The organism is Paramagnetospirillum sp. (genome assembly GCF_058402745.1).
In genome coordinates this window covers 565626-579719 of sequence record NZ_JBZVFI010000018.1, presented here as the reverse complement: position 1 = coordinate 579719, position 14094 = coordinate 565626, and the positions used below count along the sequence as shown (strand labels likewise).

The window sequence follows — 14094 nt, the reverse complement described above, 5'->3', positions numbered from 1 at the left end:
TCAAGCCGCCGGCTTGATCTCGGCGGAGAGCTTCACCCCCAGCGCCCGCATCACCCCGAGCAAGGTTGTTAGGCGCGGATCGCCTTCCTCACTGAGGGACTTGTACAGCGCCACGCGGGTTACACCGGCCTCGCGGGCAACTTCGGTCATGCCGCGCGCTCGGGCGATGATCCCAAGGGCAGTGGCGACGGCCGCCGCATCTCCGCTGGCGAGGGCTTCGTTCAGCAAGCCGGCCTGGTCCTCGGGCTCGGTCAGATGCTCGGCAGCATCGAAGGGAAACGTCTCAAGCGCCATGGTCATTCCTCCAACTCGGCAGCCATCGCCTTAGCCTTGCGGATGTCGCGCGCCTGGGTGCTCTTGTCGCCCCCGCAAAGCAGGATGACCACCACAGCGCCCTTGCGGACGAAATAGACGCGATAGCCTGGGCCGTAGTCGATGCGAAGTTCGCCGATGCCGTCGAAAAATTTTACATCGCCCAACAAGCCGGTCTGCACCGTGGCAATGCGCCTGGCGATCCGGCTTTGTGCGCGCTGGTCTTTCAGGTCTGCGAACCAGTCGCGAAAGACGGCGGTTTGGCAGACTTCAATCATGTGTAAATTATAGAATACACGACCGATGTGTCAATTATAATTTACGACCCTCGCCGGGTGGCATCTCCTGGGTGATCTGGTCAGATCACCCAGGAGAGCGCGAAAGGGTGAGGAGTTGCCGCCGGTTCAAGAGGCTTCCGCCCACGCCTGCGGCGCGGTTCCCCGCGAAGCCTCTTGAGCCTGCGTCTACGTGCCGGCGGCTCCCGATGGTCGCCGGGTGCCGGCGTCCATTGGGAAGCTACGGCAGCATCCATACGCGGGCCGCTGCACCCCACATATAGACAACAACATTGATGTCGCCGCAAAATATGCTATCTTGTCGCCAATTGGGTGATGAGGTTGCGTCATGGCTGTCGCATACTTCGAAAAATCTGAAATCCGAGGCCCAGACGTATTCCAGCGACATGCATGGTTCGCCGAATGAGTTGAGCGCCCGCAAGGTGTGCTGGTGGCGTTTGACGTTGGGGATGAACACCTCGGCCTCTTCCAACAGAAGCAGGCTGACGGTGCCCCCGGCCTCCCAGACCGAGGCGATCCATTCGGCACCGGAAGAGCCGTTGGAGCGTCCTCGCAGGACGTTGCGGGCGCCGCTCTTGTGTTCCGACCATCGCTTGCGGATTTTGTCGGCTGTGGTGACGCCGAGATAGATTTTCCGGCTGTCGAGATCGGCCATGGCGTAGCAGCAGCGCGTTGCCGTCTTGTGGCCCAAGGCGTCCCAGGTGGATGGGTTTTCCCACTCCACGCCCAAGTGTTCCCTGAGCATCTGGGCGACTTGGTGGGGGCGCAATTCGGGCGCGGCCCGAAGGGCGGCGGCGTGGGCGATCTTGTCGCCCAATTCATCGGCGCGGGCTTGCTCAAAGGCGGCGATCACGCGCAGGGCGCGGGCAGAGGGCATGGTCATCACCCTCTGCCCAAGCGGCGAGCGGGAGAGCGCGAGGGGAACCCCTCGCAATGTGTCAGTGGGCTTCGGCGACATAGCGGTATCTCTCGCGTGCGAGGGCAACTTTGTCGTCGTGTGCTGGGTCCTGCTCCGCAACAGCGATCAGCCTGGGCAACAGAAAGCCCGCGACGGCCCTGTCCCATTCCCCGCGACGTAAGACCACGGCTGCACGGAGCGTTCCGGCCAGCGCCTTCACCAGACGCTCGGCCAGAATCTCGCGGGCCTCGGTCACCTTCCGTCCCAGAGGCAGGGCAATTTGGACGGCGCCGACGCTGTGCAGTGCCGAAGCCCACAGCCAGTGCATGGGCCATCGCCCGCGATTGCTGTCGCCGGTCGGCTCGCACAGGCGGCGTGTCAGCAAAGCCTCGGACAGCAGCGGCTCGGCATGGTCGATGAACTCGGCCATGGTGCGGATGGACCGATTGCGCAGGAAGTCGGATCGAAAGCGCACCTCCAACCGCCAACAATGCTGCTGGCGGCTGTCTCCGCTTCGAGCCCAATGGCCCGAGGCTTCCCAGAGATCGAGCATCCAGGTCTTGCCGCTCGCTTCGTCGATCTCACGCCCCTTGTCGTAGACCTGAATCTCAAGGGGCGCTCCCTTACCGATGGTGAGGGTTTCTAATCGACCTCCCTTTCCCCAGACCTCGTCCTTCTCATGGTCGCGGCCACAGACGCCGGAACGCTTCACCTCGGAATGAGCCACCACCTGTTCGATCAGGGATGGGCACATTTCCGAGGTGAATTCCTCAGTGAAAAAATCAAAGGCGCAGTGGACTTCGCTCAGCCGCTCCCAATCCTCCCGGCGCCTGGTTCCGAGGTGCTGAAGGACCTGTTCCACTTGCTCGCGGAGAGCAGCATAGCCGTGCTCCCATAGGCCCGCCGCCGAGTAACGGACACTCACGCAGAAGTCCATTTTGACGGGCCGAATGCGGATGGTGATGTCGTCGTTTTCCAGCCGCCACCGAAGCCCTCGGCCCCGAACCGCGACCATTTGGAACTGAATGCCGCCGAGGTCGAGCACGGCCCTGCCGCTCAAATCCTCCGAGAGCGCTTCGGCCCGAAGCCGCACGCTCTCCAACATCTCGCACGTCGCCTCCGTGATCTGGATGTCGAAGGCTTCAACCACCGTGTCGAGCCCGGACGCGAGAAGTGCCGCGCGGCTACTACAATCCGAGGGATTTGGTATCGAAATGGAAGGAAGGTCACGCCAAGCGGATGTATCCCCGATCCCCCCTGTTAGTGGGTGGGGGGATCGGGGCTGCACTGATGCCGTCGTGTATGCGTTGGCGGCTTCGAACGCGGAAATGTGCATGGGACCTCACTTGGTGAGGCCGCCGCCGGGCAAGGTTCGGGCGCTCAGAGACGAGGGAATGCCCTTGTTCTCCGTACGCGGGACGCCTAGATTCGGATTTGCGAGGATCGTATCGAGGCGCCTGACTTAACCGGGATGGCGGCCTGAGCGTTTCCGGGGAGGGCTCTGACGGCTGGTACCTGTCAGAGCCCTTCCGTTTTGCTGTCTGGCCGTTCAGCGATGCGGCGGCCCCCGGCAACAAGCCAAGCTCATGACTACGCCTGCTTGCGCGGGCGGCCACGCCTGCGAACGGCAGGTGCGGGCTGTTGGTTACGCGGGCGCTCGAATGACGACAGCCATTCCTCAACCGTCGCCCGCTTGAATAGCCATCCTCTCGTGCCAGGGACCTTGATCGCCGGCGGGAGGGTTTCCGGGCGCCGACCAAGATCGACCCGAATGGTTGCGGGTGTCTTGCCGATCCATTCCGAGAGTTCTTCTATGTCCATGAAAGGCTTGAGCATGTTGCACCAACATGTGTGCGGTAATTTTCGCTAGCCTTACGTACTTAGTAGTTATAAGTCAATAGAAATATAGGAATTAATTTCCGTTACGTAACATAAATTCATGTAGTGATCTTGATGTGTTGCTAAATATATCCGATCACGCCGCGCATTCTGGTGCATAACGATGCAGATAACTATTTTCGTTACGTAACATTAAAGCTATTCGATAAATTACCATGCCCTGAACTTTGCCGCACATTCATAAACAGGCCGGTATTTTGGGACAATTCGGGGACACTTGGGACGTTCGCCAGTGTCTCTGATAGTGCGCGTGATGCTATCTATGTGATTGATTTTCAATGGAATGCCAGGAGAAATGACGCATTCCTAAACCGTAGGTCAGGGGTTCGAATCCCTTCCGGGACGCCAATTTTTCTCCATGAAATTCAATGAGATGCCGCCCAATATGGGGGCGTCTTGGGGTGGGCTTGGGGGCCTTATCGGGGCCAGAATTTGCCCCCCGCCACACCAAAATTACACCACGCCGGGGAACGCCCCGGCAGCGATCCGCCAAGGCGTTCCAACGCGCCTCGATGCTGGGCCACAAGGGGCTGTTGGGGTTGTGTTGGCCTTGCGCTGGCGGATGATGGCGCGGTAGGGGGCAAGTTCCGCCTTGGTGACACCGTCCTGCAGGGGGTGGCCATGGCGACGTTGGCGGCTCTTATGGGTGCTGCATAGGGTGCCCCAGCGGGAGAGCTCGCCGGGCCTCAGCCCATTGGCGGCCGCCGTGCGCGCAAACCATGAAGAAAAGGACTCATCGGGCAACAGCCTGGGATGCCCCGGCCAGCGATCATCGTCACGCATCGGCCCAGCCTCCTGCCAAGGCGGAGACTGACCACTATATCAAATCTGGATATTTTTGCAGTACTTACGTCAGCGTCTATAAATTGAACATGGATTATATTGAGAATTACTTGACGGTAGCACCGATTAAATTCATATAGCGTTACATATGTACCGATCTTAATTTGGTGAGAATACATTTCAACTTGATGAGGGCCGCCGAGAAATATCTCAGAAAGCCCCCCGCAGCTTGATGCTTATAAGCCGGACCGATTGGAAAGTTGCCGCGCGGAGAGGAAAGGCGATCGACCACTTCAACGGAGAGCCCGTCAAAGACCGCTTCTTCGGAAATATCGTTTTATGTCATCTTTCTACGAGCGCAACGGGGAGCCAATCCGTCCGCCTTATAGTCGCTGCCGTCCGGACAAAAGGCACGAAATCCGGCCTAAAGCCGAAACCGACAGTAACACTTTGAAATCATTGAAGAAGAAGGAGTTGGCTGGGGCGCCAGGATTCGAAGCCAGCACCACGCCAAACAGCGGAAACTCACAAGGAAGCAGCACTACCGCCCCGATGCCGAGTCTGCGTTGCTACACAAGGCTGCTACACAGTCCCGTCAATGGCTCCATTCTACGCAATTATATAAAGAGATCCAATAATTAATCTTTGGTGTGATTACTGATCTCCTTTTTGCTTTTATTTGTTGCCGCGTCCACAGCGCTCTTAACTACATCCGCAACTGAATGATAGCCTATCCCCTTTTTCTTGCAATAAGTCGAATTAAGCCATTCAATTAAATCTTTTGCCCCCTTACTAGCATTGCAAGAAGTGCAACATATTGCAATATTATCAACTGTTATTATTTTTGCGTCATTTATAATATGCTCCCACGATGGTTTATGCCCGCGATTTATTATGGCTGATGAAAAGTCAGATCCACAATAGACACATTTTTTATCACGGTCTTTAACATGCTCTTCAAGCCAACTCGGTATATTCCATCTATTCAAATTTTCCTCCCTTGCCTCATATTTACCATAAATGCGACTATGAATTTTTTGATTAATCCAATGATAGTCAAATTTTTGAGATACTGAAACGTTGAATTTGCCGCGTTAATTTGAAGAATGATCCTTTGACTGATTAGTATGAAATCAGGCAATGGACACCCCTTCCCGCAGCACTATCTGGAATGGATAGGCTGCCGGGAGGAAAAAATGCCAAAGACGAAATGGCTTGTCGAATACGCCTGCCGAATGGCGCTTGCCCGTGCCCTCATCCACGAGGCCAATCCGGTGGCGCACCTCGCCAGCGCACAAGCCTTCGTCCGCTGCCTTGATGAACGCTTCCGTGCCGCTCTCTCCCACCATCTGCGTTGCCCGGACAGAAACGGCGTTCTCGACAGGATGCGCGAACCTGCATTTCTCTCACGGTCGGTGATCTTCCGCCTGTGTGGGTGGGGCTGGAACCCCTATTATCGCTGGTCGGACGCCGCCCCCCCATTGCCTCAGATGGAACGGTCAGCCGTCGAGGTCGAACAGCGTCCGCTCGACAGGATCGACGATCCCGCGATCAAGAAGGGAAAGCGCAACCGTCCGCATAATGTCGCGTCGGTCGAGGAGCGCGAGTAGGACAGCACCGGCCACAAGCCGACGACGGTTCGCCCGCTTCTGTCCCTTTGCGACCTCCCGCATCTGGTGGCGTTCGAGGCGAGCGGAGAATTGGCGCATCTCCCGCTCAATCTTCGCCAGTGCCGCATCCGCCGTGGTTCCCATAGGACACCTCACCTGCCGTTTGATGAGATCTATGCCCCTTACAACAAGCGGCAAGTGTGAATTCCCGCCTTGACGAAAAAGGAACAGGCGCACACTTAGCGATGGAACATCGCAGGGGGTGCCGGTGGCGATCTTTCATTTCGATGTGAAGGTGATCCGCCGAGGTGCTGGCCGGGCGGCAACCGCAGCGGCGGCGTATTGCTCGGGACAGCGGATCTGCGATGCCCGCACCGGAGAAGTCTTCGACTACCGGCATAAGGCTGTGGTCGCCAGTGGTCTCGTCGGCTGGAAGGGAGATCGTGAGGCTCTGTGGAACACCGCCGAGGCCGCCGAGCGAAAGCGGAACAGCGTCGTGGCCCGAACGGTGGTGGTGGCCCTACCCCACGAACTTCCGCCGTCCGGTCGGCACGCCCTCGTGGTTTCCCTCGCCACCTTCCTGCACAAGCGCCACAGCATCGCGGTGGATTGGTCCATTCACCCGCCGCCGCCTGATGGCGACGAGAGGCAGCATCACGCCCACCTGATTTTGACAACCCGTCAGGTCGAGGCGACGGGGGAACTCGGCAGCAAGACACGCGAACTCGACCAGAAGCCCGCCAGTCGAGAGCACATCGGCGCTTGGCGGCAACACTGGGCATCTCTGTGCAACCAGACGCTTCAAGCCCACGGTCTCGCCTCTGCCATCGACCACCGCAGCCACAGCGCCAAGGCTAAAACGCTTGGTGTTCCGGCCTTGAAGCCGATGCGCCACCTTGGACCAGCCGCAATCCACCTGATGCGCCGGGGTATCGCCACATTTCTTGGCGCGGAAAACGCCCGTCGCGCACTGGCGAACGCCCCGATCCAATCCTTGTGCGCCGATGCCTGCCGAGCGGCAATGATGCTCGCCACCATCGCGATTGAGGACGATGTTCAGGCGGAACGCCAGCGCGGGCGGTCCTGTCCAGAGTTATAAATAGAGGAGGTCATAACATTTTGATTTTATTAGGCCTCCTATCTGGAAAATAAGACCCTCCATTCCCCTTTTGCAGACGATTTCCCGCCCTATGGTTGAGGTATCCACCGAGGAGGAGGTCAGGATGGGAAGGCGCAGGGGGCAGGCGGTGCCAGAAATGGGCCAGTTGGAGAGGATCTACGCGACACACGCCGACACCGGCGAGGAACTGACGTTGTTCGCGAAGCGAAAGAAGCGGCGGCCCCATCCCTATGACCGATGGCTTGCTGTCGATCAGGGCCGTTTGGCGGAGATTGCCGCCGACCGCAGCCTGTCGCCTCTGGCATTGCGGCTCATCCTGCTGCTGTTGGCCGATGCCGACCCCGGCAACACGCTGTATGTCAGCCAGAAGGATTGCGCCGAGCGGCTCGGCTATCGCCGCCAACAGGTTTCGCCCGCGTGGAAGGAGTTGCGGCAGGCGGGGATAATCGAGGAAGGCGTCCCGTTCCAAGGGCACACCACTTGGGCCTTGGTTCCCGATGTGGCGTGGCGCGGCCCTGTCGATCTGCTCATCCAGACGCTGCGCAACCGCGCCAAGGCCCTCAATGGTGGCCTTAACCAGACCTGAATGCCCCGACCAGAGCAAGGCAAATGGCCTCAATTCCTGATGGAGGCGAGGGCATCAGGTCCGAGCATTGGCCAGAGGAGAACGCTAATGGATGAGCAAGATAGCGGCAGAACAATTATTCGCCTGTCGTCAGGGTGGATGGCATTTCGCGACATCGAAGACGAAGTGGAGCGCCTTGCGCGGATGTTCGTAAATGGCCACCAGCGTGAGGTTGCCAAGGAAATCGCGAATTCCGCTGACCCCGCCGAACTTGCTATCGAGGTGGTCAATCAGATTGGCCAATTGGACACCGGACTGCGGCTTGCTCACTGCGTCATTGACCAACTGCACGAGATGGCTGTCAGGTGTGGCAGAAGCGAATGATTGGAGGCTTCGCAAAATCAGGGCTGCGCCGGTAAGGCGCAGCCCTTTTCTATGAGGCCCAGATCGAGGCCATACGCGGCGTAGTCCAGCGCTTCCAACTGCGCCGCAAGGGCGCCGATACCGTAGTCGGTATAACCATCTGTCTGTGCTGCCCGCTCAAAGATTGGGAGTTCTTCATCGTGCCCGGCCAGAGCGGCAACGGTCAGAGGATCTATCTTGGCCTTCGTCCGCATAGCAGTGATAAAGGTCCGACGCAGGCTGTGAAAGTCCATCAGGCGTATATACAGGTCGCAGTGCCGCCGATAGTCGGTGAAATGGCTGCTGTATGTGTCGCCCAGTTTCTTCATCCGGCCCGCTGGCTTCAATTCGGGCCAGATGCGCTGCCCCACCTTTTCGCGGTCGAATAGGTGGAGAAAGCCGAAGCGGATCAGCGCCGAATGAACAGGCACTCCCCGAATGCTGTTCGCCGTTTTTACGCGGCGGTCCCCTCCGTCGTGAATGTGGATAAACTTTACACCGTCGGAGTCAGTCATAAGATCTTCGTGGTGCAGTTGAGCCAGTTCTTCCAGTCGAGCGCCGGTCCAGAGAGCCGCCACGGGAAGCCACCAATAGGCGTCGCGGTGGATATGGTCGCCTGCATTGTGCCGCTTGGTGAAATCGTCCTGCTTGCTGCTGGTTCCCTGCCAGATCGGTGAGGCGAACAGACGGTTGAGGTTCTCGATAGGCCACGATTTACGCTTCTCGGCTGAGGGCACGAAATCGCTCAAATCGATTTCATCGAACATCTCGTCGATGTCTTCGCTAGTCGTGAATTTGAGATGAACTCTGGCCGTGTTGAAGAAACTTTTGACGTGCTGAATATGTTTGCCGATGGTGGTTGCATTCATCGTCGGCTTGCCTTCCGACTTTTCCAGCAGCCTTTCGATGGTGGCGGTCCGATCTTCGGGGGATTTCCCTGTCGAACGGTTCAATCTTTCCAGAATGCGGACATAATCGACGATATCCGTCCGCTTGTAATCGGCCAGCCGCTTATCGCCTGTAATCCGAGCGAATAGGGAGATGAAATTCACGATGTGGCGATGGCTGTCATCGGCCAATCGCCGTTCCTTCACGTAGGTGTTGGTAAGGAACTGCGATACTGTTGGCGTGTTGGCGCTTTGGATGGGCAGGCCAAGGCGACGACCTAAAGCGGCGATAATAAGTTCGCCCTGTCCGACAACTGCCGAACCTTCCAGTTCCTCCTTTTGCCGCTGAAGATCGTCTCGTTGCCGGTGCAGGTCGGAAAGGGCGTCGCGCCATCGCTCAACTTGTGCAAGCCGATCTTCGGAAACTGTCTCAGACAGTTGGCCGAGCAGAACCCCGCATTGCTTTCCCAACTCGCGAGCAGCCTTTTCAGCCTTCTCGCGTCTTCCCTGTTCCTGCTCCATTTCCCGAACGGCAGCGGCGGCGAGGTCAAGCAAATCCCCGATGGCGGCTTCGCGGTCGCTGGGATTCATTGCGGCTAGTTGCGCGAGCCATTCCTCCTTGGTGTCCGCCATCCCTCTCAGCCCCTCGAAGATATCCAGAACGCGGCCATAGAGGCGATAAGCACGCCTTCTGGCTTCGCTCGGACAGGCCGTCGCCAGTGAGCGATGGATTTCGCCCCGTCCGATGACAGGGACCAAATCAGAGGGAACGCGGCAGCGCAAGTGGTAGATGCCGCCTCGGCGCTGGGTATGCTGGACAACCGGCATAGGGGTCTCCGTGGTTGCTCCACGGGACTGCTACACAAGGGTGCTACACACGCCCGGATCGGGGGTGGCGAAAGGCGCGGATTTCCTTGTGAGGGAGGGTTGGCTGGGGCGCCAGGATTCGAACCTGGGAATGCCGGTACCAAAAACCGGTGCCTTACCGCTTGGCGACGCCCCACCAGCGCGGGCCGGCACCATAGCCCGACCCGCGATGACTTTCAACGCCCCAGCAAGGGGGCGGGGGCCACCCACCAGGCGGGATGGGCGGCGGCCACCCGGGCGGCGGCGGCACGGGCCTGGGCTTCTCCGGCATAGAGGCCGAAGCAGGTGGCGCCGGAGCCCGACATGCGGGGCAACAGGCAGTCGGCGGTGGCGGCGATGGCGGCCAGCACCTCGCCTACCACCGGCTCGATGAGGACGGCCGGCGGCGTCAGGTCGTTGCGGCGCGCCGCCAGAGCCTCGGCCAGTTCCTTCGCGTCGCCGGGGCTGGTGGTCAGGGGATCGGCCTCGGAGAACGGGCCGGTGCGGGCCTTGAACACCGGCGGCGTGTGCAGCGGCACCATGGGATTGACCAGCAGCAGCCAGGCGGGCGGCAAGGCGGGAGCCGGCTCCAGCACCTCGCCCACCCCCATCATGCGCATGGGCTTGCCGGCCAGGCAGACGGGAACGTCCGCCCCGATGGACAGCGCGACCTTGGCCAGAGCCTCCGGCGGCAACGAGACCTCCCACAGCCGCATCAGGCCTTTCAGCGCGGCCGCCGCGTCGGCCGAGCCGCCGCCGATGCCGGCGGCCACCGGCAGGCGCTTGGTGAGAGTGATGGCGGCGCCCTTGGTGATTCCTGCGGCTCCGGCCAGCAGGCGGGCGGCCTTGATGACGATGTTCTCGCCCTCGGGAATCTGGCCGGCGGTGGGGCCGGCGACCTCGAGACCAAGCGTGTCGGCGGGGGCGAAATCCAGGGTGTCGCCCACCCCGGCGAAAGCCACCAGTGAATCCAGCAGATGATAGCCGTCGTCGCGCTTGCCGACCACGTGAAGGGTCAGGTTGATCTTGGCCGGGGCCTCGACCGAGAAGCTGGTCATGGTCGTCCTGTCGTCTATTTCTTCGGAGTGCCGGGCAGCCGCCCGGTGGATATCTTGGCCTTCAGCGGCTCGATCTGCTCGGGCTCGGGATCGAGGTCCATGGCCCGCTGCCATTGGAAGCGGGCCTCGGTATCGCGGCCCACCTGCCACAGGGCGTCGCCCAGATGCTCATTGATGGTGGGGTCCTCGGGCTTCAGCTCGGCGGCGCGCTCCAGGTGCTTCACCGCCGCCTGGAACTCGCCCATGCGATAGAGTGCCCAGCCCAGCGAATCGACGATGGCGCCGTCATTGGGGCGCAGTTCCACGGCGCGCTCGATCAGCTTGCGGCCCTTCTCCACGTCGATGCCCTGGTCCACCCAGGTATAGCCCAGGTAGTTCAGCACGTCGGGCTGGTCGGGACTGAGGCGCAGCGCCTCGAGCATGTCGGGCTCGGCCTTCGACCATTGCCTGGCCCGTTCATAGGCGATGCCGCGGGCGTAGAACAGCGACCAGTTGCGGGGGTTCTTGGCTCCGCCGGCCCGGACCAGGGCATCGCCATAGGCCTCCGCCGCCTCGCCATAGCGCTTGTGGCGGCGCAGGATGTCGCCCAGCGTCACCAGCGCCTCGTAGGATTCGGGCCACTGGGCCGCCAGGGCCTTCAACTCGCCGATGGCGGCGTCCGTCTGCTTCAGTTCGTCCAGATTGACCGCCAGCTTGAGCCGGGCGAAGGTCCCCGGCTGGCTGGAGCGGTTCATGGCGCGATAAAGGGCGTTGGCCTCGTCCAGCCGGCCCTGGGCGCCCATGGCATCGGCCAGCAGCAGCTGCGCCAGGGGGAAATCCGACCGCAGGCTGAGGGCGAGGCGCGAGAACACCAGCGACAGTTCCTGGGCATTGCCCTGGCGCACCAGCGAGGCGGTGTCGAACAGCGCCTCGGCCAGGCCGTCGGCGGCGGTTTCCACCACCCGGGGCAGATCGGCCCCCGCCGCCAGCTGGCGGCGTCCGTCCAGCAGGGAGCGGTCGCCATGCTCGGCGTGGTAGCGCTCGTACAGCGCCCTGGCCTCGTCGAGGCGCCCGGCCCGCTGGTACCAGGTGCCCGCCGCCTCGACGGTGCGCACGCTGGTCTGGTTGAGCAGCGCCGCCTTGAAATGGGCCTCGGCCACTTCGGGACGCCCGGCCAGGTCGCCCATCAGCCCGGCATGATATTCCCAGATGGGGGCGAAGCCGGCGGTGTCGGCCCGGGGCGCCAGGGTGGCGAGGCCGTCGTCGAACCGGCCCTGGCCGGCGCGGCTCCAGGCGGTGAGCAGCGGGCCGAGAAAGCCGTTGATGCCCTTGGCCGGCAGGGAGGCGAAGCGCTTTTCCGCCAGGTCGAAACGCCCGGCCCGCGCCTCCTGCACCCCCATCACCAGGATGGGCAGGGGGGAATCGTCGTCGATGACCAGCAGACGCTGGGCGATGGCCCCCGCCTCGTCCAGGCGGCCCTCGGCCAGCAGAAGGGCGAAGCTGCGCTGCTGGATGTCGATGTTGTCGGGGTCACGCTTGGCGGCGGCGCTGTAATATTCGGCGGCGGCGCGGGTGTCGCCGCGCGCGTGGGCGTAGCGTCCGGCGAGATAGGCCCCCAGACCCGTCTCGTTGCCACTGACACTCGCCTTGCCGTTGCCGGAGGCATCGGGCCGCGGGGCACAGGCCGCCAGACCGGCCCCGAGCACCGCCGCCATCACCACAATCCCGAACCGCTTCACGCCCAACACCTTGGAATAAGGAAACCGGGGCACCCCATCACATAGGGTGCCCCGGACACTCTTACATGTTGGGATAGTTCGGTCCACCGCCACCTTCGGGGACCACCCAATTGATGTTCTGGGTGGGGTCCTTGATGTCGCAGGTCTTGCAGTGCAGGCAGTTCTGGGCGTTGATCTGCAGGCGGGGGTTGGAGCCGTCGTCGTTGCGGACGATCTCGTAGACGCCGGCCGGGCAGTAGCGCTGCTCGGGGGCGTCGTAATGCTCGAGATTGATGGCGATGGGCACCGCCGGATCACGTAGCTTGAGGTGCGCCGGCTGGTTTTCCTCGTGGTTGGTGGACGAGATGAACACCGAGCTGAGCTTGTCGAAGCTGACCACCCCGTCGGGCTTGGGATAGTTGATCTTCGGGCATTCCGACGCCTTCTTCAGCGCCAGGTGGTCGGGCTGGTGATGCAGCGTCCAGGGCATCTTGCCCTTGAACACATAGGTTTCCAACGCCGAATAGGCGATGCCGCCCCACAGGCCCCAGTGGAAGCTGGGACGGATGTTGCGGACCTCGTGCAATTCCTGCCACAGCCAGGACTTCTTCAGATGCTCGGGATAGGCCGTCACCTCGTGGGAGGAGCCTTCGTGGGCCAGGGCTTCGGCCACTGCCTCGGCGGCCACCATGGCCGACTTCATGGCGGTGTGGGTGCCCTTGATCTTCGGCACGTTGAGGAAGCCCGCCGTATCGCCCACCAGCACGCCGCCGGGGAAACTGAGCTTGGGGATGGACTGGAAGCCGCCTTCCGACAGGGCGCGGGCGCCATAGGACACCCGCCGGCCACCCTCGAAGATGGGACGGATGGCCGGATGGGTCTTGAAGCGCTGGAACTCGTCGAAGGGCGACAGGTGCGGGTTGGCGTAGTCCAGTCCCACCACGAAGCCCACCGCCACCTGGTTGTTCTCCAGGTGATAGAGGAACGAGCCGCCATAGGTCTGGGTATCCAGCGGCCAGCCCACGGTGTGGAGGATGGTGCCGGCCTTGTGCTTGGCCGGGTCGATCTCCCACAGCTCCTTGATGCCGATGCCGTAGGTCTGGTCCTCGCACTCCTTGCGCAGGTCGAACTTGTCGAACAGCGTCTTGGTCAGCGAGCCGCGGCAGCCCTCGGCGAAGATGGTCTGGCGCGCCCACAGCTCCACGCCGGGCGTATGGTTGTGGGTGGGCTGGCCGTCCTTGCCGATTCCCATGTCGCCGGTGGCGACGCCCTTGACCGAGCCGTCCTCGTTGTAAAGGACCTCGGCGGCGGCGAAGCCGGCGAAGATCTCCACGCCCAGCGCCTCGGCCTGCTGGCCCAGCCAGCGGGTGAAGTTGCCCAAGGACACGATGTAATTGCCGTGATTGTTCATCTGCGGCGGCGTCATCAGGCGGATGGCCTTGGACTCCGTCAGGAACATGAAGCGGTCGTCGGTGGCCGGGGTCAGCAGCGGGGCGTCGCGCTCCTTCCAGTCCGGGAACAGCTCGGCCAGCGCGCGGGTCTCGATCACCGCGCCCGACAGGATGTGGGCGCCGATCTCGGAGCCCTTTTCCAGCACGCAGACGTTGAGGTCGGCATTGATCTGCTTCAGCCGGATGGCCGCACTCAGGCCCGAAGGCCCGCCGCCCACCACCACGACGTCGAATTCCATGGATTCACGTTCCATAACGCTCACAACTCCC

14 protein-coding genes and 1 tRNA gene are annotated in these 14094 nt (G+C 61.5%); 4 read left to right on the top strand and 11 right to left on the bottom strand.

Annotated features, from left to right (window positions below; genetic code table 11):
* From ACV4UZ_RS18725 to ACV4UZ_RS18700, 6 genes are all read right to left on the bottom strand, one after another.
* Positions 1-294 carry an addiction module antidote protein gene (locus ACV4UZ_RS18725; protein ID WP_491602295.1) on the bottom strand — a complete coding sequence of 98 codons (294 nt, stop codon included), beginning with the start codon at positions 292-294 and terminating at the stop codon, positions 1-3.
* Between the two features lie 2 nt (positions 295-296).
* Positions 297-590: a type II toxin-antitoxin system RelE/ParE family toxin gene (locus tag ACV4UZ_RS18720; protein ID WP_491602294.1), complete on the bottom strand. Its 294-nt coding sequence runs from the start codon at positions 588-590 to the stop codon at positions 297-299.
* 238 nt (positions 591-828) lie between these two features.
* Positions 829-1491 (bottom strand): GIY-YIG nuclease family protein, encoded by a 663-nt coding sequence (locus ACV4UZ_RS18715; RefSeq protein ID WP_491602293.1) that lies wholly within the window; start codon positions 1489-1491, stop codon positions 829-831.
* A gap of 55 nt (positions 1492-1546) precedes the next feature.
* Entirely contained in the window at positions 1547-2656 is a 1110-nt protein-coding gene (locus ACV4UZ_RS18710) for a hypothetical protein (RefSeq protein ID WP_491602292.1), read from the bottom strand.
* A gap of 1202 nt (positions 2657-3858) precedes the next feature.
* Positions 3859-4188, bottom strand: coding sequence for a TniQ family protein (locus ACV4UZ_RS18705; RefSeq protein ID WP_491602291.1), 330 nt, complete (start codon positions 4186-4188; stop codon positions 3859-3861).
* A gap of 638 nt (positions 4189-4826) precedes the next feature.
* Positions 4827-5177, bottom strand: coding sequence for a hypothetical protein (locus tag ACV4UZ_RS18700; protein ID WP_491602290.1), 351 nt, complete (start codon positions 5175-5177; stop codon positions 4827-4829).
* Positions 5178-5384: 207 nt separating this feature from the next.
* On the opposite strand from ACV4UZ_RS18700, the gene ACV4UZ_RS18695 reads away from it, so the two are divergent.
* From ACV4UZ_RS18695 to ACV4UZ_RS18680, 4 genes are all read left to right on the top strand, one after another.
* On the top strand, positions 5385-5798 hold the full coding sequence (locus ACV4UZ_RS18695; RefSeq protein WP_491602289.1) for a hypothetical protein: 414 nt from the start codon (positions 5385-5387) through the stop codon (positions 5796-5798).
* Positions 5799-6066: 268 nt separating this feature from the next.
* Positions 6067-6897, top strand: coding sequence for a MobA/MobL family protein (locus ACV4UZ_RS18690; RefSeq protein WP_491602288.1), 831 nt, complete (start codon positions 6067-6069; stop codon positions 6895-6897).
* Positions 6898-7054: 157 nt separating this feature from the next.
* The gene (locus ACV4UZ_RS18685; RefSeq protein ID WP_491602287.1) at positions 7055-7504 is read left to right on the top strand and encodes a helix-turn-helix domain-containing protein; all 450 of its coding nucleotides are present in this window, start codon (positions 7055-7057) and stop codon (positions 7502-7504) included.
* 87 nt (positions 7505-7591) lie between these two features.
* Positions 7592-7867: a hypothetical protein gene (locus tag ACV4UZ_RS18680; protein ID WP_491602286.1), complete on the top strand. Its 276-nt coding sequence runs from the start codon at positions 7592-7594 to the stop codon at positions 7865-7867.
* Between the two features lie 17 nt (positions 7868-7884).
* Here the strand turns inward: ACV4UZ_RS18680 and ACV4UZ_RS18675 are convergent, their stop codons facing one another.
* The 5 genes from ACV4UZ_RS18675 to ACV4UZ_RS18655 all read right to left on the bottom strand — a co-directional run bounded on the left by ACV4UZ_RS18675 (position 7885) and on the right by ACV4UZ_RS18655 (position 14078).
* Positions 7885-9600 (bottom strand): DUF6538 domain-containing protein, encoded by a 1716-nt coding sequence (locus ACV4UZ_RS18675; protein ID WP_491602285.1) that lies wholly within the window; start codon positions 9598-9600, stop codon positions 7885-7887.
* A gap of 100 nt (positions 9601-9700) precedes the next feature.
* Positions 9701-9775: transfer RNA gene (locus ACV4UZ_RS18670), tRNA-Gln, on the bottom strand.
* A gap of 40 nt (positions 9776-9815) precedes the next feature.
* A complete protein-coding gene (locus ACV4UZ_RS18665) occupies positions 9816-10676 on the bottom strand; it encodes a 4-(cytidine 5'-diphospho)-2-C-methyl-D-erythritol kinase (protein ID WP_491602284.1) in 861 nt (286 codons plus the stop codon).
* Between the two features lie 14 nt (positions 10677-10690).
* Complete coding sequence (locus ACV4UZ_RS18660) at positions 10691-12370, bottom strand: tetratricopeptide repeat protein (RefSeq protein ID WP_491602283.1); 1680 nt, start codon at positions 12368-12370, stop codon at positions 10691-10693.
* 85 nt (positions 12371-12455) lie between these two features.
* Positions 12456-14078, bottom strand: coding sequence for an electron transfer flavoprotein-ubiquinone oxidoreductase (locus tag ACV4UZ_RS18655; protein ID WP_491602282.1), 1623 nt, complete (start codon positions 14076-14078; stop codon positions 12456-12458).
* Positions 14079-14094: the final 16 nt, after the last annotated feature.

Bases quoted from the DNA above. Each gene is read 5' to 3' on its own strand.
- ACV4UZ_RS18725 (WP_491602295.1), bottom strand. From the start codon at position 294: ATGGCGCTTGAGACGTTTCCCTTCGATGCTGCCGAGCATCTGACCGAG.
- ACV4UZ_RS18720 (WP_491602294.1), bottom strand. From the start codon at position 590: ATGATTGAAGTCTGCCAAACCGCCGTCTTTCGCGACTGGTTCGCAGAC.
- ACV4UZ_RS18715 (WP_491602293.1), bottom strand. From the start codon at position 1,491: ATGACCATGCCCTCTGCCCGCGCCCTGCGCGTGATCGCCGCCTTTGAG.
- ACV4UZ_RS18705 (WP_491602291.1), bottom strand. From the start codon at position 4,188: ATGCGTGACGATGATCGCTGGCCGGGGCATCCCAGGCTGTTGCCCGAT.
- ACV4UZ_RS18695 (WP_491602289.1), top strand. From the start codon at position 5,385: ATGCCAAAGACGAAATGGCTTGTCGAATACGCCTGCCGAATGGCGCTT.
- ACV4UZ_RS18685 (WP_491602287.1), top strand. From the start codon at position 7,055: ATGGGCCAGTTGGAGAGGATCTACGCGACACACGCCGACACCGGCGAG.
- ACV4UZ_RS18680 (WP_491602286.1), top strand. From the start codon at position 7,592: ATGGATGAGCAAGATAGCGGCAGAACAATTATTCGCCTGTCGTCAGGG.
- ACV4UZ_RS18675 (WP_491602285.1), bottom strand. From the start codon at position 9,600: ATGCCGGTTGTCCAGCATACCCAGCGCCGAGGCGGCATCTACCACTTG.
- ACV4UZ_RS18665 (WP_491602284.1), bottom strand. From the start codon at position 10,676: ATGACCAGCTTCTCGGTCGAGGCCCCGGCCAAGATCAACCTGACCCTT.
- ACV4UZ_RS18660 (WP_491602283.1), bottom strand. From the start codon at position 12,370: ATGGCGGCGGTGCTCGGGGCCGGTCTGGCGGCCTGTGCCCCGCGGCCC.
- ACV4UZ_RS18655 (WP_491602282.1), bottom strand. From the start codon at position 14,078: ATGGAACGTGAATCCATGGAATTCGACGTCGTGGTGGTGGGCGGCGGG.